The organism is Variovorax sp. WS11 (assembly GCF_010499245.1).
Classification (GTDB): Bacteria; Pseudomonadota; Gammaproteobacteria; order Burkholderiales; family Burkholderiaceae_C; genus Variovorax.
Map to the genome: position 1 here is coordinate 3,716,963 of NZ_JAAGOW010000001.1, position 20,815 is coordinate 3,737,777.

20 protein-coding genes are annotated in these 20,815 nt (G+C 68.3%); 9 read left to right on the plus strand and 11 right to left on the minus strand.

Features of this window, described 5'->3' with window-relative positions; all coding sequences use genetic code 11:
* Positions 1-20 precede the first annotated feature (20 nt).
* The 6 genes from GXN78_RS18255 to GXN78_RS18280 all read right to left on the minus strand — a co-directional run bounded on the left by GXN78_RS18255 (position 21) and on the right by GXN78_RS18280 (position 7,447).
* Positions 21-1,967, minus strand: a complete 1,947-nt coding sequence (locus GXN78_RS18255) for a glycoside hydrolase family 15 protein (protein WP_106554882.1) — start codon at positions 1,965-1,967, stop codon at positions 21-23.
* Complete coding sequence (gene otsB, locus GXN78_RS18260) at positions 1,964-2,725, minus strand: trehalose-phosphatase (RefSeq protein ID WP_106554955.1); 762 nt, start codon at positions 2,723-2,725, stop codon at positions 1,964-1,966. Before otsB ends, GXN78_RS18255 begins: the two co-directional genes overlap by 4 nt.
* Before the next feature lie 49 nt (positions 2,726-2,774).
* Positions 2,775-4,052 carry a multifunctional CCA addition/repair protein gene (locus GXN78_RS18265; RefSeq protein ID WP_106554881.1) on the minus strand — a complete coding sequence of 426 codons (1,278 nt, stop codon included), beginning with the start codon at positions 4,050-4,052 and terminating at the stop codon, positions 2,775-2,777.
* A gap of 42 nt (positions 4,053-4,094) precedes the next feature.
* Positions 4,095-4,778 carry a glutathione S-transferase family protein gene (locus GXN78_RS18270; RefSeq protein WP_106554880.1) on the minus strand — a complete coding sequence of 228 codons (684 nt, stop codon included), beginning with the start codon at positions 4,776-4,778 and terminating at the stop codon, positions 4,095-4,097.
* Between the two features lie 90 nt (positions 4,779-4,868).
* Positions 4,869-5,426 (minus strand): MgtC/SapB family protein, encoded by a 558-nt coding sequence (locus GXN78_RS18275; protein ID WP_106554879.1) that lies wholly within the window; start codon positions 5,424-5,426, stop codon positions 4,869-4,871.
* Complete coding sequence (locus GXN78_RS18280; RefSeq protein ID WP_106554878.1) at positions 5,426-7,447, minus strand: lytic transglycosylase domain-containing protein; 2,022 nt, start codon at positions 7,445-7,447, stop codon at positions 5,426-5,428. The genes GXN78_RS18275 and GXN78_RS18280 overlap by 1 nt, the downstream gene beginning before the upstream one ends.
* Positions 7,448-7,456: 9 nt before the next feature.
* Between GXN78_RS18280 and GXN78_RS18285 the strand changes: the two genes are divergently transcribed.
* Positions 7,457-8,074: a 5-formyltetrahydrofolate cyclo-ligase gene (locus tag GXN78_RS18285; protein WP_106554877.1), complete on the plus strand. Its 618-nt coding sequence runs from the start codon at positions 7,457-7,459 to the stop codon at positions 8,072-8,074.
* 3 nt (positions 8,075-8,077) lie between these two features.
* Here GXN78_RS18285 and GXN78_RS18290 read toward each other — a convergent pair whose 3' ends face one another.
* Positions 8,078-9,061, minus strand: coding sequence for a LysR substrate-binding domain-containing protein (locus GXN78_RS18290; protein WP_106554876.1), 984 nt, complete (start codon positions 9,059-9,061; stop codon positions 8,078-8,080).
* A gap of 149 nt (positions 9,062-9,210) precedes the next feature.
* On the opposite strand from GXN78_RS18290, the gene GXN78_RS18295 reads away from it, so the two are divergent.
* Positions 9,211-9,546 (plus strand): DUF2917 domain-containing protein, encoded by a 336-nt coding sequence (locus GXN78_RS18295; RefSeq protein WP_106554875.1) that lies wholly within the window; start codon positions 9,211-9,213, stop codon positions 9,544-9,546.
* Positions 9,547-9,553: 7 nt separating this feature from the next.
* Here the strand turns inward: GXN78_RS18295 and GXN78_RS18300 are convergent, their stop codons facing one another.
* On the minus strand, positions 9,554-9,943 hold the full coding sequence (locus tag GXN78_RS18300; protein WP_106554874.1) for a BLUF domain-containing protein: 390 nt from the start codon (positions 9,941-9,943) through the stop codon (positions 9,554-9,556).
* Positions 9,944-10,101: 158 nt separating this feature from the next.
* On the opposite strand from GXN78_RS18300, the gene GXN78_RS18305 reads away from it, so the two are divergent.
* Both GXN78_RS18305 and GXN78_RS18310 read left to right on the plus strand, forming a co-directional pair.
* Positions 10,102-10,803, plus strand: a complete 702-nt coding sequence (locus GXN78_RS18305) for a Crp/Fnr family transcriptional regulator (protein WP_106554954.1) — start codon at positions 10,102-10,104, stop codon at positions 10,801-10,803.
* 117 nt (positions 10,804-10,920) lie between these two features.
* Positions 10,921-12,222, plus strand: a complete 1,302-nt coding sequence (locus GXN78_RS18310) for a hypothetical protein (protein WP_106554873.1) — start codon at positions 10,921-10,923, stop codon at positions 12,220-12,222.
* Here GXN78_RS18310 and GXN78_RS18315 read toward each other — a convergent pair.
* Positions 12,207-13,139, minus strand: coding sequence for a hypothetical protein (locus GXN78_RS18315; RefSeq protein WP_106554872.1), 933 nt, complete (start codon positions 13,137-13,139; stop codon positions 12,207-12,209). The two genes, GXN78_RS18310 and GXN78_RS18315, sit on opposite strands and share 16 nt — an antisense overlap.
* A gap of 67 nt (positions 13,140-13,206) precedes the next feature.
* Complete coding sequence (locus GXN78_RS18320) at positions 13,207-14,091, minus strand: DUF6279 family lipoprotein (protein WP_239142757.1); 885 nt, start codon at positions 14,089-14,091, stop codon at positions 13,207-13,209.
* Here GXN78_RS18320 and glmU point away from each other — a divergent pair.
* Positions 14,090-15,523, plus strand: coding sequence for a bifunctional UDP-N-acetylglucosamine diphosphorylase/glucosamine-1-phosphate N-acetyltransferase GlmU (gene glmU / locus GXN78_RS18325; RefSeq protein ID WP_106554870.1), 1,434 nt, complete (start codon positions 14,090-14,092; stop codon positions 15,521-15,523). The genes GXN78_RS18320 and glmU overlap by 2 nt on opposite strands.
* Here glmU and GXN78_RS18330 read toward each other — a convergent pair.
* The gene (locus tag GXN78_RS18330) at positions 15,520-15,999 is read right to left on the minus strand and encodes an Lrp/AsnC family transcriptional regulator (RefSeq protein WP_106554869.1); all 480 of its coding nucleotides are present in this window, start codon (positions 15,997-15,999) and stop codon (positions 15,520-15,522) included. The two genes, glmU and GXN78_RS18330, sit on opposite strands and share 4 nt — an antisense overlap.
* 139 nt (positions 16,000-16,138) lie before the next feature.
* Between GXN78_RS18330 and glmS the strand changes: the two genes are divergently transcribed.
* The 4 genes from glmS to GXN78_RS18350 all read left to right on the plus strand — a co-directional run bounded on the left by glmS (position 16,139) and on the right by GXN78_RS18350 (position 20,811).
* On the plus strand, positions 16,139-18,019 hold the full coding sequence (gene glmS / locus GXN78_RS18335) for a glutamine--fructose-6-phosphate transaminase (isomerizing) (protein WP_106554868.1): 1,881 nt from the start codon (positions 16,139-16,141) through the stop codon (positions 18,017-18,019).
* 155 nt (positions 18,020-18,174) lie between these two features.
* Positions 18,175-18,960: an amino acid ABC transporter ATP-binding protein gene (locus GXN78_RS18340; protein WP_106554867.1), complete on the plus strand. Its 786-nt coding sequence runs from the start codon at positions 18,175-18,177 to the stop codon at positions 18,958-18,960.
* A 29-nt stretch (positions 18,961-18,989) separates the two neighbouring features.
* Positions 18,990-19,931, plus strand: a complete 942-nt coding sequence (locus GXN78_RS18345) for an aminotransferase class IV (protein ID WP_106554866.1) — start codon at positions 18,990-18,992, stop codon at positions 19,929-19,931.
* Between the two features lie 34 nt (positions 19,932-19,965).
* On the plus strand, positions 19,966-20,811 hold the full coding sequence (locus tag GXN78_RS18350; RefSeq protein WP_106554865.1) for a transporter substrate-binding domain-containing protein: 846 nt from the start codon (positions 19,966-19,968) through the stop codon (positions 20,809-20,811).
* The last annotated feature ends 4 nt before the right edge of the window (positions 20,812-20,815 follow it).

Genomic DNA, 20,815 nt, shown 5'->3' on the forward strand with positions numbered 1-20,815 from the left:
GCTCCTTGTTCTTCTCGCGCTCAGATGCACGAGTCCCACGGCGCCGACAGACGCACCGCCGCGTTGATGATCCCCACCATCGAATAGGTCTGCGGGAAGTTGCCCCACATCTCGCCCGTGACCGGATGGGTGTCCTCCGACAGCAGGCCCAGCGGGTTGCGCGCGGCCAGCATGGTTTCGAAGATCTGGCGCGCCTCGGCCTTGCGGCCGATCTTGGCCAGCGCGTCGATGCGCCAGAAGGTGCAGATGTTGAAGGCGGTCTCGGGCTTGCCGAAGTCGTCGGCCGCCTCGTAGCGACGCATGTAGGGGCCGTCGCACAGCGACTTCTCCATGGCCTCGACGGTGGAGATGAAGCGCGGGTCGCGCGCGTCGATCAGGCCGACTTCGGTCATCAGCAGGATGCTGGCGTCGAGCTCGTGCCCGCCGAAGCTCTCGGCAAAGGCCTGGCGCTCCTCGCACCAGGACTTGGCGAGGATCTCCTCGCGCATGCGCGAGGAATGGTCGTGCCAGTAGGCCGCGCGCTCCGGCAGCCCCAGCGTGCGCGCCACCTTGGCGAGCCGGTCGCAGGCGGCCCAGCTCATCAGCGCCGAGCTGGTGTGCACGCGGGCGCGCGTGCGCAGCTCCCACATGCCGGCGTCGGGCGTGCCGTAGACGCGGATGGCCTGCTCGCCCACCGCCTCCAGGTGCGGGAACTCGGCCACGCCGCCGCGGCTGAGCAGCCGGTGGTCGTGGAAGGCCTGCGAGGCGCCCAGCACGATGTTGCCGTAGACGTCGTGCTGGAAATGCTCCTGCGCCTGGTTGCCCACCCGCACCGGGCCCATGCCGCGGTAGCCGCTCAGCCCCTCGACGAAGGACTCGGGCAGCTCGCGCTCCAGGCCGATGCCGTAGAGCGGCTGGATGTGCTGGCCGTGCGAGCCGATCACCACGTTGGCCAGCCAGCGCAGGTAGTCCTCCATGGTGCCGACCTCGGACAGGCTGTTGAGCGCCCGCACCACGAAGAAGGCATCGCGCAGCCAGCAGAAGCGGTAGTCCCAGTTGCGCTCGCTGCCCGGCGCTTCGGGGATGCTGGTGGTCATGGCGGCCACGATGGCGCCCGTGTCCTCGTACAGGGACAGCTTGAGAGTGATGGCCGCGCGGATCACCGCGTCCTGCCACTCGAAGGGAATTGCGAGCCGCTTGCTCCAGGTGCGCCAGTAGGCGATGGTCTCCTGCTCGAAATGGCGCGCCGTGTCGGCGATGCCGTCCATCAGCGTCTCGTCGGCGCCGAGCACGAAGTTGTGCTCGCGCGACAGCACGAAGGGCTGCTTCGAGAGCACGTGCGAGACCGGGGCGTCCATGTTGAGGCGCAGCGCGAAGTCCGGGCCCACGTAGCGGATGTGGTTGCTGCCGCGCGTGATCTGCGGCGGCGTGCTGCCCCACTGGAAGCGCGGCGCCAGCGAGACGCGGATGCGTGGCGTGCCCTGGATCGGCTTCACCCGGCGCACGATGGTGAGCGGCCGGAAGTAGCGCGAACGGCTGTGGAAGCGCGGCGCGAAGTCGGTGATTTCCAGGCCCTGGCCTGCGCTGTCGAAGAGCTGGGTGCGCAGCACCGCGGTGTTCGGCTCGTACCACTGCTTGCTGGAGGCGAAGTCCTCGATCTCGATGGCCCAGGCGCTCGCGTCCTCGCCCGTGTGGAGCAGGGCATTGAACACCGGCTCGCCGTCGAAGCGCGGCAGGCAGCACCAGACCACGCGGCCGCGCGCGTCGATCAGCGCGCTGAAGGAGCAGTTGCCGATCACGCCGACGTTGAGCGAGGGCTCGGCCGGCGGGCCGAAGCCGCCGCGCGCGGCCGGCTGGGTGACGGCTTCCGGGTGGGCAGCGGGCTTGTCGCTGGCGCTCGCGGCGCCGGCGATCGAGTCGCCGGCCCGGTTTTCCTTCTGCTTCAGTTCATCCTCCGTCGTCGTCACCTCTCGGGGGTTTTTCGTCATGCGGGTTTTCCTTTGGGATCGGATGGCGATTCGGCCAGCAGTTTGCGTGCCTCGACCAGCCATTCGAACACGGCGAGCGGGGAATCCAGCCGGTGCAGCGCCAGGCTGGGGCCCGATCCGACCTTGATCGCCACGCCGCCGCGCGGCTGCACCACCGCAAAGCCGCTTTCGTCGGTGGTGTCGTCGCCGGCGAAGACCGGCGTGCGGCCGACGAAGGGCGCCTCCCGCATGAAGGCGTCGATCGCGATTCCCTTGTTGATGCCGGCCGGCTTGACCTCGAACACGAACTTGCCGTGCATCAGCTCCAACTGCGGCTGGTCCGTGATGGTGCGCAGCAGCGCGTCGCGGCACACGGCCTCCAATTGGGGCGCGAGCCGGTAGTGCAGGGCGATGGCCGCGTGCTTGCGCTCCACCAGCAGGCCCTCGTAGACACGGGCCAGCTCGTTGGCCGTGTCCAGCACGTCTGTGAGATCGGGCGGTCGTGATTCTTGCATCTCCCCTTCCGCACTGCGGCGCTGCACGCCGTGCTCGCCGGCGGCCGGCAGGCGCAGGGGGGCAAGGAAGCGGTCGAGCACGTCGATCTGCCGGCCCGACACCACTGCCAGCGCGCCGCCCAGCAGGTCGCGCAGGTCGCTGAGCAGTGGGACCAGTGCGCTGGGCACCTCGATCGCCTCGGGAGTTTCGGCGATCGCTACCAGCGTGCCGTCGAAGTCGAGGAAGAGCGCAGCGTCGTGCGTGAGGCGTGGAGGCGTCTGCATGGGGAAAACCATAGCAGACTCGGGCGGCCGAGCACGTCGGCCAAATCCGTCAATCGGTTTTTGTCTCTATGCCGACGGACGGCGGCTGCATGGCGGCGACCGCTGCCACCCTCGCACGCGCGATCGCCTCGCCGATCCGGGGCCCCGTGGCGCCGGCCTGCTGCGCTTCACGGGCGATCGCTTCGGTCTGCACCGACTGCGCCGCCGCCAGTGCCGCCAGCAGCCGCTCGCGTTCCGGATAGGGCCGCTCGTCCATCCCCAGCCGTCCCCTAGCATCGCATTCGCAGGCCAGCAGCGCCTGCTCGAAGCGCCCCGGCTTGCGAAAGGCGTCGCAGCGTTCGAGCAGCCGCACCAGCGCCTGCGCGCCGAGTCCGGCGCTGCGGTGGATGTTGCCGTGCTCGCGCGCCACCACCTCGGCCAGCTCGCGCAGCTCCACCGGCACGCGCCAGCGCTCGCAGACCGCGCGCAGCAGGTCCACGCTGCGCTGCTCGTGGCCGATGTGGCGCGGCAGCACCTCGGCGGGCGTGGTGCCCTTGCCGAGGTCGTGCACCAGGCAGGCGAAGCGCACCGGGAGCGGCGCATCCAGGCGTGCCGCCATGTCCAGCACCAGCATCAGGTGCCGGCCGGTATCGACCTCGGGATGATGGGCCTCGGGCTGGGGAATGCCCCAGAGGCGGTCCACCTCGGGCAGCAGCACGGCGAGCGCACCGCATTCGCGCAGCAGCTCGAACATGCGCGAGGGCCTGGCTTCCATCAGGCCGCGCGCGAGTTCCTGCCAGACGCGCTCGGGCACCAGCGCGTCGGCCTCGCCGGCGGCGACCATCTCGCGCATCAGCGCCAGGGTTTCGGGCGCGATGCTGAAGTCGGCGAAGCGGGCGGCGAAGCGCGCGACGCGCAGGATGCGCACCGGGTCCTCGCGGAAGGCATCGGTCACGTGGCGCAGCACCTTGTGCTGCAGGTCTTGCCGGCCGTGGAAGGGATCGACCAGGTGGCCGAGGTCGGGCGTGGGTTCGGCCCGGTCGGCGGGCAGCGCAATGGCATTGACCGTGAGGTCGCGCCGCGCGAGGTCCTGCTCCAGCGTGACTTCCGGCGAGGCATGGAGGACGAAGCCGCGGTAGCCGGGCGCGCTCTTGCGCTCGGTACGCGCCAGCGCGTATTCCTCGCGCGTCACGGGGTGCAGGAAGACGGGGAAGTCGCGGCCCACCGGCAGATAGCCCTGCGCGGCCATCTCTTCGGGCGTGGCGCCGACTACGACCCAGTCTCGGTCGCTGCCGGGCCGGCCCAGCAGGGCATCGCGAATGGCGCCGCCGACGAGGTAGGTTTGCATGCGCCGCAGTTTAGGTGCTGGGCGTCATGCAGGGGCGCGGTCTCAGCCTTCGATGCGGTACGGTTCGTCCATGACCACGAAGCGCTTCTCGACCAGTGCCTCGTCGATCCAGGCCTTGACGCCGGGCAACTGCTGCACGCACTCGATGTAGGCCGCGATTTCGGCGGGCACCGGCAGGCCGAAGGTCTTGATGCGCACGCCGACCGGGGCGAAGTAGGCATCCGCGATGCTGAATTCGCCGAAGAGCATCGGCCCGCCGTGGGCCTCCAGCAGGCCGCTCCACATCTGCACGATGCGCGCGAGGTCGGCGCGAACCTGCGGCTGGTCGCGCAGGACGATCTTGCCCTGCACGCGCAGGTCGGCCTCGATGTTCATGCCGCAGTGGGTGCGCAGCGCGCCGAAGCCCGCGTGCATCTCGGCGCAGACGCTGCGCGCGTGGGCTCGCAGGGCCTTGTCGCGCGGCCAGAGCTTCTTGTCGGGGTGGGTCTCGGCGAGGTATTCGCAGATCGCCAGCGTGTCGTAGATGACGATCTCGCCGTCGACCAGCACGGGCACCCGGCCGGCCGGGTTGAGGGCCTCGATGGTCTTCTTGAAGTGCGAGTCGGCATCGAAGGTATCGAAGGGCACCATCACCTCCTCGAAGGCGATGCCGGCCTGCTTCATGAGCACCCAGGGGCGCATCGACCAGGACGAGTAATTCTTGTTGCCGATATAGAGCTTGAGCATCGCGACCTCCGGGGGTTCTTGAAGGGAAAGCCTGCGATGCTAGCGCCCGGCCGCCGCGCGATTGATGCCGAAGGCGCGCGGGATTGATGCTCAGCGCTGGGTCGTGTCGTCGTCGCTGCCGGGCGGCACGATCACGCGCTTGCCGTTGCCGCCCGACGGCGGACCGACGACGCGCTCGATGGCCTTCACCACATGCGGCACCAGCGAGAGCACGGCCAGCGCCAGAAGCGCACTGAGCACCGCCGTCAGCTCGCGGCCCAGGCCGCAGGCCATGCCGATGGCGGCCGTCATCCACAGGCCGGCTGCGGTGGTGAGACCCTGCACGTGCTGCTCGTCGCGGCCCTGCTTGAGGATGGTGCCGGCGCAGAGGAAGCCGACGCCCGCCACCAGGCCCTGGATCACGCGGCTCATGTCGGCCGGCTCGATGCCGGCCTGCTGCGGAACGAGCACGAAGAGGGCGGAGCCCACGGCCACCAGCATGTGCGTGCGCACGCCGGCTGCCTTGCCCTGCTGCTCGCGCTCGAAGCCCAGCGCGAAGCCCAGCACCGAGGCCAGCACCAGGCGAATGAGGATGCGGGTGACCTGGGCGACGTCGTCCACATCCGAGAATTCGGAGGCGAACGTGGCGGCGACCTGGTCCCACCACATCAGGGCAGATCCTTGTTGGGCTCCGGCTCGGCGGCGTCGCGCGGGCCCACGGTGCCGAGGCGGTCCTTGAGCGACTGCGGCCGGCCGCTGATCAGGGCCGCATAGTTGGTGGTGTTGGCCAGCACCTTCTTGACGTAGTCGCGGGTCTCGTTAAAGGGCACGTTCTCGGCCCAGATCGCGGCCTCCATCACGGGGCCGTTGCGCCAGTTGCGCGGCCGGCCCGGGCCGGCGTTGTAGGCCGCCGCGGCCAGGGCCATGGAGCCGTCGAAGTCGTCGAGCGCCAGCTTGAGGTAGTTGGTGCCGATGGTGATGTTGGTGTCGCGGTCGTTGATCTGCCCGGGCGTGAAGCCCGACAGGCCGATCTTGCGCGCGGTCCAGCGCGCGGTGGCAGGCATCACCTGCATCAGGCCCGAGGCGCCGACGCCGGAGCGCGCGTCCATGATGAAGCGGCTTTCCTGGCGGATCAGGCCGTAGACGTAAGCGGGGTCGAGGCCGATCTCCTCGCTCTTGGCAACCACCGTCTCGCGGAAGGGCATGGGGAAGCGCTGCTCGACGTCGATCATGCCCTTGGTGCGTTCGCTGGTGTTGATGCAACGGTCCCAGATCTCGCGCTGGCAGGCAACGTCGGCGGCGGCCAGCAGCTCGCGGTCGCCCATGCCGCCCTTGTCGTGCAGGTTGGTCGCGTAGTTCCACTCGCGCACGCCCTCGGAGCGCAGGCCGATCTCGATGGCGTAGAGCGCGCGGGCGAGCGCGGGGTTGCTGCGTGCCGCCGCCTTCTCCTCGGGCGTGAGCGGCGCGGGGCGGGTGGGCGCGCTGGCGCGCTGGCCCAGCTCCTCGAGCGCCAGCAGCTCGTAGAAGCCGCGCGTGCCGGCGATGCTCTCGAACAGCGTGCGCGCCTCGGCCCGGCGCTCGTCGCCACCCTGCGCGTGCAGGGCGCGCGCCTTCCAGTACACCCAGGTCGGGTCTTCCTGGGTCGATTCGGCCATGCCGGCGATGGCGGCGCGCACTTCCTTCCAGTTGCCGGTGCGCAGGGCGGCGCGGGCCTTCCAGGCCAGCATGTCGTCGGACAGGTCGGCGTTCTTGGTGACGTTGGCGAAGGCGCCGCTGGCCGCCGGCGAGAGCTTCACCGCGTATTGGCGGCCGATCGCGCCCCACACCCAGTTGCGCTCCTCGGGCGAGAGCATCACGCTCCATTTGCTCTCGAGCTGGGAGGCGGCCATGTCCGGATCGGCGATGACCATCTTGATCAGCGCCAGCACCACCAGCTCGCGCCGCGCCTTGCCGGGGGCGATGCCGCGGCCGGCCAGGAACTTCGCCATGCTGGCGTTGAGCTCGTCGAACTGCGGCACCGCATCGGGCGCGGCCAGCAGCACCGCAGCGCGCGCGGCCTGCGGCCGGTTGGCCTCGATCGCGAAGCGCGCCTTCTTCCAGGCGTCGTTGGGCGACATCATGCGCGCCGAGATCATGCGGTCGGCCGCCGTGAGGCAGCCGTCGTCGAGCTCGCGCTGGCCGAGCCAGTTGCGGCGCACCTCCGCGGCCTGGGCGGCGGTGGGCGTGCCCGAGCGCAGCGCCTCGACCAGCACCGCGTAGCAGCGCACCTGAGCGTCGTCGTTCATGCGGAAGGCCGGGTGCAGCGTCGCGAAGCCGTCCCAGTCGCGGCGCTGGCCGAGCAGGACGAGCCAGTCGTTGCGCAGGCGGTCCTCCTGGTAGGTGCCGGCGTAGCGCGAGAGGAAGTCCTGCACCTCCGAAGCGCTGGCTTCGCCAAGGCGGGCTCTGAGCTCCCAATAGGCGGCCCAGGGTTCGAGCAGGTGGCCGCGCGCCTGCGGCAGCAGGGCGGCGAGACGCGCCTTGTCGCCGCGCTGCGTGGCCTGTTTCATCTGCGTGATGACATCGTCGCTTCCGTTCTGCGCGCGGGCCTGCTGCAGCAGCGCAGTGGCGGCGAAGGCGAGCGAAAGAAGGAGAGTGGGGAAGGGGGCGCGCAGACGGCCGCGCGCAGGTGCCAAAATGCTTGCTAACTGCATCGGGGGATTATGGACAAGTCAAAGGGTGCCGACACCTCGGCAACTGCCAACTTTCTCAAGCAACAGCTACGTTCCGCACTGATCGAGCAGCGGCTTGCCATGCCCGACCGCCAGGCGCGCGCCGATCTGCTGCAGCGCGTGATGCGCATCTGGCTGGTGGGCCGGCCCGACACGGTGATCGGCGCCTACTGGCCGATCAAGGGCGAGTTCGATCCGCTGCCCGCGCTGCACCGCTGGAAGGAAGACGGCGAGCTGCAGGGCGAGCCGCAGCGCCGCCGCATCGGCCTGCCGGTGATGGACCGGGTGCACAAGACACTGACTTTCCACGCCTGGCATCCGGGCTGTCCGATGGAGCCGGACGCCTACGACATCCCCAAGCCCAAGGACACCGAGCTGATCGTGCCCACGCTGCTGTTCGTGCCCTGCGTGGGCTACAGCGCCGGCGGCTTTCGGCTGGGCTATGGCGGGGGCTTCTACGACCGCACCCTGGCGGCGCTCGAGCCGCGGCCCTTCACGGTCGGGCTGGGCTTCACCAACGGCTTCCTCGATGACTTCGAGCCGGAGCCGCACGACCTGCCCTTGGACGCGATCCTCAACGACAACGGCGTGGTCTGGCCGGTGGGCTGAGCTTCAGTCCATCTGATCCACGGTGTCCGGATCGGGCACCTCCCCGATGGTCTCCCGCGTGGTGGCCGCCTGCGCCTCCAGCCAATCGCGAAAGGCCTGGATCTCGGGCCGCTGCGTGCTGCGCGGGCCGACGATCAGCCAGTAGGCCATCGGCGAGTCCATGCGGTGCTGCGGCAGCACCTCCACCAGGTCGCCGTTGGCCAGGCTCTCGGCGATCAGCGAGCTGCGCGCCAGCACCAGGCCCTGGCCGGTGAGTGCGGCCTGCACCATCTGGTAGGCGTAGTTGAAATAGAGCCAGCGCTTGGGCTGCGCGCGCTGCAGGTCGTTCACCTCGAACCAGCGCCGCCAGGTCAGCCATTCCAGGTGGCTGCGGTGCGCGTCGCCGGCCTCGATCAAGGTGAAGCGCGCGATGTCGGCCGGCGTCTTGATCGGCGGGTTGCTCTTGATCAGCCAGGGGCTGGCCACCGGCGTCAGGTTCTCGCCGAACAGGCGGATCGATCCGGCCGGCATGTTCTCGCCCGGGCCGTAGCGCAGGGCGATGTCGATGTCCGCGAGGTCCATGTCGAGCGCGGTGTCGGAGGCGTCGATGCGGATGTCGATGTCGGGGTTGTCGCGCTGGAAGGCCTCCAGCCGCGGGATCAGCCACATCGAGGCGAACGAGGCGAAGGTGGTGAGCGAGACGCTCTTGCGTCCCGCGCTCTGCCGGATCTGCCGCACCGCGCCGTCGATGCGCGGCAGCGCCTGCTGCACCGCCAGCAGCAGCTGAGCGCCCGCGCTGGTGAGCTCGACCGCGCGCGTGTGGCGCAGGAACAGGCCCACGCCCACCTCTTCTTCCAGCGACTGGATCTGCCGGCTGACCGCGGACTGGGTCAGCGCCATCTCCTCGGCCGCGGCGCGAAAGTTCAGGTGGCGGGCCACGGCCTCGAAGGCGCGCAGGTGGCCGGCCGAGATCGGGCGGGAGCGCAGGTGGGTCTGAGAATGCTGCATGGGCTGAATCCGTGGGGTCCGGATTGATGCGAAATCGGAATCAGTAGGGTACCGCGTTTTCATTGGACCGCGAACGAGGCAAGGCAGATCATTCATTCCCGAAGCGCGAAATTGCGCTGATGGAGAAACCCCCTCTTTAGGAGCCTCGTATGTCCGCCGTCTGCACCACCTCCACGTTCCCGTCGTCCCCGGTCCTGACCCAGCGTCCGGCCGCCGTACCGCCGGCCGTTCGCCGCGGTGCATGGCAGCTGGGCGCAGGCGAGGCGACCAGTCTCAAGGCTTCCGGCGCGAGCATTCTGCGCGTGCGCCAGGGCCGGGTCTGGGTCACACGCGATGCCACCGACCAATGGGGCAGCGAAGACCTGGTGCTGGCACCGGGCGAGACGCTGCGGGTCGAGGCCGGCGAGCGCATCGTGATGGAGCCGTGGGACAGCCACGGCGCCACCTACAGCTGGGACCTCGCGTCGGCCGCCGAGCGGGCTTGAACCTGGATCAGATGTCCAGGCGGGGGCGCAGCGCCATGAAGCGCGCCAGCGCCTCCACCCCATCGAACTGCTGGACGACGGCGATGTCCTCGCTGTCCTCGACCTGGGCGAGGCCCAGGTCGAAGGCGTGGTAGCGGCGCTGCAAGAGCTCGCCCTCGTACACCACCCGCATCTGCACGTGCCTGGGATCGGCTTCGAGCCGTTCCATCAGTTGCAGCACGTTCCGGCGCGGGCCCTCGAAGTGCTGGCAGAAGCGCATGCCGTCGAAGACCAGCAGCCCCGTGATCCCCTCCATCGCGTTGCGGGCGCGTGCCCGGGCCACGATCTGGCCCACGACGTCGGTGGGCTGGTTCGGCGCCAGCTGGCTGAAGTAGAGGATCTCGTGGAGTTCTGTCATTCGCTTCGGAATCGGGGGGCGCCCGCAGTGTAGGAGCGCCCTGCGGCGCGCGAAATGTGAAAAGACACAGATCGCACGCCTATAGTCCGAAGGTGACCCTTGACTATCCAGCGCTCAGTCACCCGCCGACCGGTCCGAATCCCTGCGACCGCTGCCTGCTGCGCTGCAACCCCGCCTTCCTTCCCATCTCCGCCGAGGACCTGCGCCTCCTCGAGGCCTTTCGCACCGGCACGCGCAGCGTCGAGGCCGGCCGGCCGGTGATCGAGGAAGACCGACCCAGCCCGCAGCTCTACACGATCTATTCCGGCTGGGCCTTCCGCTACAAGACGCTGAGCGACGGGCGGCGCCAGATCCTGGGCTTCTTGTTGCCGGGCGACTTCATGGGCTTGCAGGACGAGTTTGCCGACAGCCACACGCACGGCGTCGAGGCGGTGACCGACGTCACGCTCTGCACCTTCGCCCGCGAGCGCCTGTGGGAGCTGTTCCATGCCCAGCCGAAGCTGGGCTACCACATCACCTGGCTCGCGGCGCGCGAGGAGAAGATGGTGGACGACAACCTCGTGACCGCCGGCCGCCGCAACGCGGCCGAGCGGGTGGCGATGCTCTTGATGCATCTTTACCGGCGCGCCGAGCGCGTCGGCATGGCGCGCGACGGCTGGGTCCAGTTCCCCTTCAACCAGCAGCACATCGCCGATGCGCTGGGCCTGTCTCTGGTGCATACCAACAAGACCTTGAGGCGGCTGCAGCAGCTGCGCCTGTACAAGCTCGATGCCGGCTGGCTGCGCATCCTCGAGCCGCATGCGCTGCAGGCGCTGGGCGACTACTTCGAGCGGCCGCTGCAGCCCACCCCGCTGATCTGATCGGTCCGTGAGCCGACCCGTCACGCCCATCGCGTATCGTAGAGGCCTGTCCGCCCGCGCGGACGAAGCCCGACCCGGCAGCCGCCGGCCAACCCCATTGACCGTCGCCGCTCATCCGTGAAGCTCCTCCCTCGTCTGCGCCAGATCGCCCTGGTCGGCAGCGTCGAAACCTTCGGCGTGGCCATCGGCGGCATCGCCGGCCTGCTGATCGTCAACGTGCTGCCCAAGGACCAGTACGCCGCCTATACCTTCCTGATCGCCTGCATGACCCTGATCCTGGGGATCAGCGACCTGGGTCTGGCCCACTGCACCATGCCCATCGTGGGCCAGCGCGCCAACGAACAGCCCTGGGTGGTGGGCGTGTGCCACCAGGTCTTCCGCAAGCGCTGGGTGCTGCTGGGGCTGGGGCTGGCCGTCATCGGGCCCTACTGGTTCTACAGCTCGCAGCAGCACGGCTGGTCCGGCGCGCCCTACCTGGCGGGCTCGCTGCTGATGCTGGCGGTGGTGCTGCTCACCCTGCGGGAGCATTACTGCAGCACGGTGCTGCTGATCCTCAGCCAGATCAACACGCTGAACCGCATCGCCTTCTACTCGCACAGCGTGCGCATCATCTTCGTGGGGGCGGTGCTGCTGCTGCCGATCACCTCCTGGTCGATGGTCGGCATCGTGGCCGCGACGGCCGCGGCCAGCTTCGTCAGCGTGATGTTCTACCGCAAGACCTTCCGCACGCAGCAGATCGTGGACGCGCACCTCGACGCCGGTGACTCGAAGAAGGTGGATGCCGAGATCCTGCGCATCGCCAAGCCGCTGGTGCTGCCGGGCGTGTTCTACCAGGTGCAGGGCGTGATCACGGTGTTCCTGGTGTCGCTGTTCGGCACCGCCAGCATGCTGGCCGAGGTGGGCGCTTTCGGCCGGCTCGCCATGGTGCTGATGGTGGTGGACCGCGTGACCAACGTGCTGCTGTTCCCGGCCATCGCGCGCGCGCCCATGGGCCCTCGGCTGGGCAAGATCGTGGCGCAGGCCCATCTCGCCTATTTCGCGATGGGGGGCGCGGTGCTGCTGACGTCCTTCTTGTTCCCGCAGTACTGGATCCTGCTGCTCGGCAAGCAGTACGAGAGCATGACGCCGCTGGTGTGGATGGTCTTCCTGGCTTCCATCGTGATGAACGCCTCGGGCTTTGCCTTCCGCACCCTGTCGGTGCGCGGTGCGACTGCTGGGCAGACCTACAGCATCGCGGTGACGCTGATCACCCAGGTGCTCTACCTGTGGCTGGTGGGCGTGAGCGACCTGCGCTCGGTGCTGTGGTTCGGCATCGCGACCAGCCTGGCCAACTTCGGCTACCAGTACGCGCTGCTGGCGGTGCGCTGGGTGGAGTGGCGCAAAGACAAACCACCCGAGGACGCTCAGGCGCGCTTGTAGACCCGCCCGATCGCCGCCGCGATCTTCAGCGCCAGCGTGCTCTTGCGCAACTCGCCGTCCGAATACACGCGGATCGGCGCGTTGGCGTAGCGCCAGTACCACTTGCTCGCGGCCGATGGCGGCCGCCCGCGCAGGGCCTGGCTGATGAAGCCGCCATGCCAGGGCTTGACCGAGCCGATGGCGTGCGAGAGGTAATAGCCGCCGGGCGCGAAGTCCATCGCCTCGGGGCCCGCGGTGTTCAGGGGCGCCTCGCACACCGTCAAGGCGAAGTTCAGCGCGTCCTGGTCCGTCGAGTGGAAGAGCTCGGCCGAGCCGCCGGCCTTCAGTTGCTTGGCGCCCTTGTTGTAGTCGACCACCAGGTCGCACAGTCGGCGCCACAGGTCCAGGAACTCGAAGTGCGCGCGCGAGACTGCGATGAAGCCCGCGTTGTAGTAGCGGTCCAGCCCGCGCCGCGGCGTGGCGCCGTGCGGTGCGAAGAAGCGGGCCCACAGCAGGCGCTTGGGATGCCGCGCCGGGAAGCACCAGTTGACGTCCTCGGCCAGCGAGATGCCATCTTCGGTGAACCAGCCGGCGAGCGACGGCCAGTCGCACTTCACGACGATGTCCGGGTCGATATACGCGCAGATGTCGGCCTGCGGGGCGTGCTTTTCCAGCATCTCGCGGATGAAGGTGGGCTTGTAGTAGGTGAAGTGCAGCGGCGTGTCCAGCTCCAGCATGCACAGCGTGAGCTGGGGCGCGACCTTCAGCCGGCCGCTGGCGCGATCGAAGGCCGGCGCGTCGACGATCCAGCCCGGCAGGGCGCCGCGGTAGCCCACCCACAACTCGCCCTGGTAGCCGGCGGCGATCAGCGAGTTCGCCAGCGCCGCCACGCCGTAGTGGTAGTTTTTCTCGAAGAGCGTACAGAGCGTGATGTTCATGGAAGCGTGGTCAGAGCGTTGCGGCTGAGTGTAAACAAATGTTCTACATGTTCGCGTGACATCGGTCTCAGTGCGCTGCAAACAGTTCGCCGAGCTCGCGTTCGTAGGCCTGCAGGCGGCGCACCGCCTGCTCGCGCTGGGCCGCGCTGGTGCTGTTGTGCAGGGCGGCCAGGTTTCGGCAGCCCTCCTGCTGCAACGCCTGCTGCCGCTCGCGCCACGGGCCCGGCGGCGGGTCGGCGATGCGCAGCACGTAGGCATGGATGGCCGCCCGCGCCTCGGCCGGCGGCGTTCGCTCGGCCTGGAAGCGGCGTAGCAGCGCCAGCACCTCCTGCTGGCGCCTGCGGCGCTCGGCATCGAAGGCCGGGGGGTCGAAGCCCGACTGCGCCACCTGCTGCTTGAGCAGCTCGCGCTGGGTCGGCTCGAGGCGGCCGTAGAAGTCCTCGTTGCGCTCGACGATGCGCTCGTAGCGCTTCTCCTGCCAGCGCGCCGGGCCGCGCTCCAGCCACTCCTTGCGGTACTCGGCGTTGTTTTTTGCGTACTTGCGTTCGAGCTGCTGCAGCTGGGCTTCGCCCAGGCTCAGGGCCAGCCCGGTGCCCGGGCCTTCGGCCTGCACGGCGACTGCCAGCAGCCGCTCGCGGATCTGGTCGGCGAACGCGCAGGCCTGCTGGGGCGTGATGTCCTCGGGCGCCAGTGCCTGGGCCCCGCGCAGCAGCTCGACCAGGCGCGGCAGCTCATGGCGGCGGTGCCAGGCCAGCAGCTCGGCCAGGTCGTCGCGCACCCGCGGGGTCTGCGCGCCGTCGAAATCCAGGTAGCCGTCCAGCCACCAGTAGCTCAGCTCGGGGAAGTTGTTGTAGGCCAGCTTGAGCGTGCTGCAGGCCGCGAGCGCCGCGGCCGCGAGCAGCACGCCGATAATTCGCGCCAGCCTGACCCAACGCATTCGAGAAAGTGGCATGAACAAGACTCCGCAGGACAACCAGGAACCGGTCGATGTCGTCATCATGGCGGCCGGCAAGGGCACGCGCATGAAAAGCAGCCTGCCCAAAGTGTTGCATCGTTTGGGTGGCCGCGCGCTGGTGGCGCACGTCGTGGACACGGCCGCGCGCATCGGCGCGCGCAAGGTGGTGGTGGTCACCGGCCACGGCGCCACCGATGTCGAGGCCGCGCTCGGCGAGGGTGCGGCGGGTGTGGTCCCGCAATTTGCGCGCCAGGTGCCGCAGCTGGGCACCGGCCACGCGATGCAGCAGGCCGCGCCGCTCCTGCCCGACGACGGCACGGTGGTGGTGCTCTCGGGCGACGTGCCCCTGATCGGCGACGCCACCCTGCGCTCGCTGATCGCGCAGAGCGGCGGCCGCCGGCTCGCGCTGCTCACCATCCGCGTCGAGGACCCGACCGGCTACGGCCGCATCGTGCGCGCGCCCGCCGCCGAGGGCGAAGGCGAGGTCCAGGCGATCGTGGAAGAGAAGGACGCGAGCGAGGCCCAGCGCACCATCCGCGAGACCTACAGCGGCGTGATGGCGGTGCCCTCCGCGCTGCTCAGGCCCTGGCTGGCGCGGCTGGACAACAAGAACGCCCAGGGCGAGTACTACCTGACCGACGTGGTGGGCCTGGCCACCGTCGACGGCGTGCCCGTCGTGGCGCACCGCATCGAAGACCCGCTGGAGGTGGCCGGCGTCAACACGCCGGCGCAGCTGGCGGCGCTCGAGCGCGCCTACCAGCGGCGCCAGGCCGAGGCGCTGATGGCGCAGGGCGTGCGCCTGGCCGACCCGGCGCGCATCGACGTGCGCGGCACCCTGGCCTGCGAGTCGGACGTGGAGATCGACGTCAACTGCGTCTTCGAGGGTGCGGTTTCGCTGGGCGCCGGCGTGCGCGTGGGCGCCAACTGCGTGATCGCCAACGCGCGCATCGAGACCGGCGCGGTGATCCATCCCTTCACCCACATCGACGGCGAGAAGACCGGCGTGACGGTCGGCGTCGGCGCGCTCGTCGGCCCCTTCGCACGGCTGCGGCCCGGCGCGCGGCTGGGCGCCGAGGTGCACATCGGCAACTTCGTCGAGGTCAAGAACTCCACGCTGGCCGCCGGCGCCAAGGCCAATCATTTGGCCTACCTGGGCGACGCCAGCGTGGGCGCGCGCGTCAACTACGGCGCCGGCAGCATCACGGCCAACTACGACGGCGCCAACAAGCACCGCACCGTGATCGGCGACGACGTGCACGTGGGCAGCAACTGCGTGCTGGTGGCGCCGGTCACCATCGGCGCCGGCGGCACGGTGGGGGGCGGCTCGACCGTGACCAAAAGCACCGAGCCGGGCGTGCTGACCATCGCACGGGGCCGCCAGGTGAGCTACGCAAACTGGAAGCGGCCCCAAAAGGCGCCGAAGGACTAGGACGCCGGCGACAGCGGCACGCGCGGGTCGAACTTCGCGCGCTTGACGCTGAAGAAGGCCTTCACGTTGCGCACATTGGCATCGGTGGTGAACAGGCGCTGCGCGAGCGCCTGGTAGCCGGGCATGTCGCGCACGGTGGCGATCAGCACGAAGTCCGGGCCGGGCGAGACGCGGTAGCACTGCTGCACCGCCTCGTCGGCGACGACCCGCGCCTCGAAGGCCTCGAGTGCAGCGGCATCCTGGCGGTCCAGCGAAATCTCGATCACCGCGGTGAGCAGGGCGCCCACGCGCTCGGGGTCGAGGATCGCGACCTCGCGCGCGATCCAGCCCGCCTCGCGCAGCCGACGCACGCGCCGCAGGCAGGTGGCGGGCGACAGGCCGAAGCGCTCGGCCAAAGACTGGTTGCTCTGGGAGGCGTCTTGCTGGAGCGCATCGAGTAGCTGTAGGCCGACGGTATCCATGTCCGAGAATTTCATGTGGACAAGTGTAGTGAAATATTATTGCTCACGTCTATCATGATGAAATGCAAAGGCTGAATTCGTCGAAATTTGACTGCAAATTTCACATCAGCCTGCCTACCATCCTCGGACTTCCCAATCAGCAGGAGCTCATCCCATGTGTGGCATCGTCGGCGCCGTCTCCGGCCGCAACATCGTTCCCATCCTCGTGCAGGGCTTGCAGCGCCTCGAATACCGCGGCTACGACTCCTGCGGCGTGGCCGTGCATGCGGGCGGCCTCGAGCGCGCCCGCACCACCGCCCGGGTGGCTGACCTGCTGGCCCAGGTGCGCGACGACCGCATCGAAGGCAGCACCGGCATCGCCCACACGCGCTGGGCCACGCACGGCGCGCCGGCCGTGCACAACGCGCACCCGCACTTCAGCCATGGCCCCGGCGCCGGTGCCGAATCCACCCGCCCCAGCCGCGTGGCGCTGGTGCACAACGGCATCATCGAGAACCACGAGGCTCTGCGCGCGAAGCTGCAGGCCAAGGGCTACGTGTTCGCGAGCCAGACCGACACCGAGGTCATCGCCCACCTGATCGACAGCCACTACGACGGCGACCTGTTCGAGGCGCTGAAGGCCAGCGTGCTGCAGCTGCAGGGCGCCTACGCGATCGCGGCGATCTGCCGCGACGAGCCGCACCGCGTCGTCGGCGCGCGCGCCGGTTCGCCGCTGATCCTCGGCGTGGGACAGGAGGGCGGCGAGAACTTCCTGGCCAGCGACGCGATGGCGCTGGCCGGCGTGACCGACCAGATCGTCTACCTGGACGAGGGCGACCTGGTCGACATCCAGCCCGGCCGCTACTGGATCCTGGACCGGGCCCACAAGCCGGCCGAACGGCCCGTGCGCACCGTGCTCGCGCACAGCGGCGCCGCCGAACTGGGCCCGTATCGCCACTACATGCAGAAGGAAATCTTCGAGCAGCCGCGCGCCATTGCCGACACGCTGGAGGGCATCGAAGGCATCGTGCCCGAGCTCTTCGACGGCGTCGGCCAGGACGGCATGCCGGGCGCTGCTGCCTGGCGCGTCTTCAAGGAGATCGACAAGGTGCTGATCCTGGCCTGCGGCACCAGCTACTACAGCGGCTGCACCGCCAAGTACTGGCTGGAGGGCATCGCGAAGATCCCGACCCAGGTCGAGATCGCGAGCGAGTACCGCTACCGCGACTCCGTGCCCGACCCGAAGACCCTGGTCGTGACCATCAGTCAGTCCGGCGAAACGGCCGACACGCTGGCCGCGCTCAAGCATGCGCGCTCGCTGGGCATGGAGCACACGCTGACCATCTGCAACGTCGCGACCAGCGCGATGGTGCGCGAATGCAAGCTGGCCTACATCACGCGCGCCGGCGTCGAGATCGGCGTGGCTTCCACCAAGGCTTTCACCACGCAGCTGGCGGGCCTGTTCCTGCTGACGCTCGCACTGGCGCAGGCCAAGGAGCGCCTCGGCGAAGCCGACGAGGCGCGCTACCTGAAGGAGATGCGGCACCTGCCCGTCGCGCTGCAGTCGGTGCTGGCGCTGGAGCCGCAGATCATCAGCTGGGCCGAGGACTTCGCACGCAAGGAGAACGCGCTCTTCCTCGGCCGCGGCTTGCACTACCCCATTGCGCTGGAGGGTGCGCTCAAGCTCAAGGAAGTGACTTACATCCACGCCGAGGCCTACGCCGCCGGCGAGCTCAAGCACGGCCCGCTGGCGCTGGTGACCAGCGAGATGCCGGTGGTGGCGGTGGCGCCCAACGATGCGCTCCTGGAAAAGCTCAAGAGCAATCTGCAGGAAGTGCGCGCGCGCGGCGGCGTGCTCTACGTGCTGGCCGACGGCGACACCCACATCGAGAGCGGCGAGGACCTGCACGTGATCCGCATGCCCGAGCACTACGGGGCGCTGTCGCCGATGCTGCATGTGGTGCCGCTGCAGCTGCTGGCCTATCACACGGCTTGTGCGCGGGGGACGGACGTGGACAAGCCCAGGAATCTGGCGAAGAGTGTGACGGTGGAGTAGGGGGCGCGCTTCGAGGGCGGCTCTTCTTCTCCAGACGAATAAATCTCTAGAAGTACGCTCGGCCGGATATGTCTGGCACGGAATCTGCTCGGGTAAACCCGATTGTCGATTGTCGAACAATCCAACAAGATCCGTCCATCGTGAACCGAGGCCCCATGACACATCCGATCATTCGCATCAGCGGCTTGCACAAGTGGTTTGGCGATCACCATGTCCTGAAGGGGATCGACTTCGACGTTCAACCCGGGGATCGCGTCGCCATCTTGGGGTCCAGCGGTTCCGGCAAGAGCACCTTTCTGCGCTGCCTGAACTTCATGGAACTGCCGACCACGGGTCGCGTTGAACTCAAGGGAAAGCTCATCGGCAAACCCACCGGCAAGCACCCGAAGGGCGAAGGCATGAGCTACTCGCAAGGCCAGCTCTCGGAGCTGCGCAAGGAGGTTGGCATGGTCTTCCAGCAGTTCAACCTGTTCCCCCACATGACGGTCGTCGGCAACGTGATGGAGGGCCTCGTGACCGTGCTCGGCGTCGGGTCCAAGGAGGCGCGAGAGCGGTCCATGGCCCAGCTCGAGAAGGTCGGCATGGCCCATAAGGCCGACGCCTACCCGGCCCGGCTGTCGGGTGGACAGCAGCAGCGCGTCGCCATCGCCCGAGCATTGGCGATGGAGCCGGAGGTCCTGCTGTTCGACGAGCCCACGTCGTCCCTCGATCCCGAACTCGTCGGCGAAGTGCTGAACGTCATCAAGGACTTGGCCCAAGAGGGCCGCACCATGCTTCTGGTGACCCATGAACTTGGGTTCGCCTACCACTACGCCAACAAGGTTCTCTTCCTGGCCGATGGCCAGTTCTACGAGACCGGGACGCCCGACGAAGTGCTCAAGCACCCGAAGAAGGAGCACACCCAACGCTTTCTCGAACGGTTCACGGCCTTCAGCTTCTGATCCGACCCCTCATCTCATTGAAGTCACCCATGCAACTCTCCCCACAAGCATCCAAGACAAGTTCGCAGGCCTACCAGGCCGACGACCGCAACGAGAAGGTCCTCGTCTACGTCAATGGCGAATTCGTTCCAAGGTCTGAAGCGCGCGTGTCCGTCTTCGATGCCGGGTACGTCTGCGGCGACGGGGTCTGGGAGGGCGTTCGTCTCGTGAAAGGCCGGGTCGTCTCCTTCGATGCACACGTCGACCGCCTGTTCGAGGGGGCCAATGTCATCGCCATGGACATCGGCCTGAGCAAGCAGGAGGTCAAGGACGTGATCCTGAAGACCTTCGAGGTCAACAAGATGCAGGACGGTGCGCACGCACGCCTGATGGTGACTCGGGGCGTGAAGAAGACACCCAATCAGGATCCGCGCTTTATCCTGGGCAAGGCGACCGTCGTTTGCGTCGCCGAACACAAGGTGGTCGATGCCGAAGCCAAAAAGCGCGGGCTCACGCTGCACACATCCACCATTCGATGCAGCACGCCGGATGTGTTCGACCTGCGGCTGAACTCCCACAGCCGGCTGAACTTCATCCAAGCGCTGATTCAAGCCATCAACGTCGGCGCGGACGAGGCCCTGATGCTCGACACGAATGGCTTCGTCTCCAGCTGCAACTCCACGAACTTCTTCGTGGTGCGCGACGGGGCGCTGTGGACCTCGTCGGGTCGCTACTGCTTCAACGGGATCACGCGCGCGACGATCTTGCGCCTGGCGCGCGAAGCCGGCATCGCTGTCCGCGAGGGCGACTACACGCTGGCCGAGGTCTACGCGGCCGACGAGGCCTTCGTCACCGGAACCCTCGGCGGCATCACGCCGGTGTCGGCGATCGACGGGCGCAAGTTGCCCGGTGCCGGAATGGGCCCGTTGACGGAACGCCTCGCAGACCTCTATCAGCAATACATCGCGGCCCCTCAAAAGGCCGCCGCCTGACTCCCTTTCAACTCGATCTTTCCAGGAGCTACCAATGAACGTCCTGTCTCGCTTTGCGGCATTTCGCCGCGGATTCCTTGTCTGCCTGACTTGCCTGGGCCTGCTGGCCGGCACCTCGTCTCACGCGCAAACGCTGCAGAAGGTCAAGCAGACCGGCGAGCTGCGCATCGGCGTGGCGTCTGGCGATCCCTGGTACTACCGGGATCCCGTCTCGGGCCAGTGGTCCGGCGTGGGCGTGCTCGTGGGCGAGCAGATTGCGAAGAACCTCGGCGTGAAGATGGTTCCGGTCGAGACGACGTGGGGCAACAGCGTCGCAGGCCTGCAGTCCGGCCAGATCGATGTCATGTTCGTTCTGGACGCGACCGAGGAACGCAAGCGCGCCATCGACTTCCCCACCACGCCGCTGCTGTGGTACGCGCAGGGCATCCTGGCCAAGGAGGGTCTGGTCGCCAAGAACTGGGAAGACCTGAACAAGCCGAACGTACGTGTGGGTGTGGCACTGGGAACGGCGACCGACCGCGACCTCACCAAGCGTCTGCCGAACGCCAAGATCGAACGCTTTACCAACACCGACGAGACGGTGGCAGCGTTCAATGCGGGCCGGGTGGATGCGATTGGCTTCTACCACTCCGTGCTGGTGATCGCCTACTCGAAGATCAAAAAGGGCAGTGTGCAGATTCCCCAGCCCGTGGTGGCCATTCCCACCAGCGCCGGCGTTCGCCGTGAGCAGGACGCGTCCTTCCGCGACATGCTCGACGAGCAATTCAAGAAGATGTACGCGTCGGGCCAGACGCAGGCGCTGTACGCGCAATACCTCAAGACCAAGGGCCTCGATCCGGACAAGCTGCCCGGCGTCACCAAGGAAACCCTCGAAAAGTAGTCGA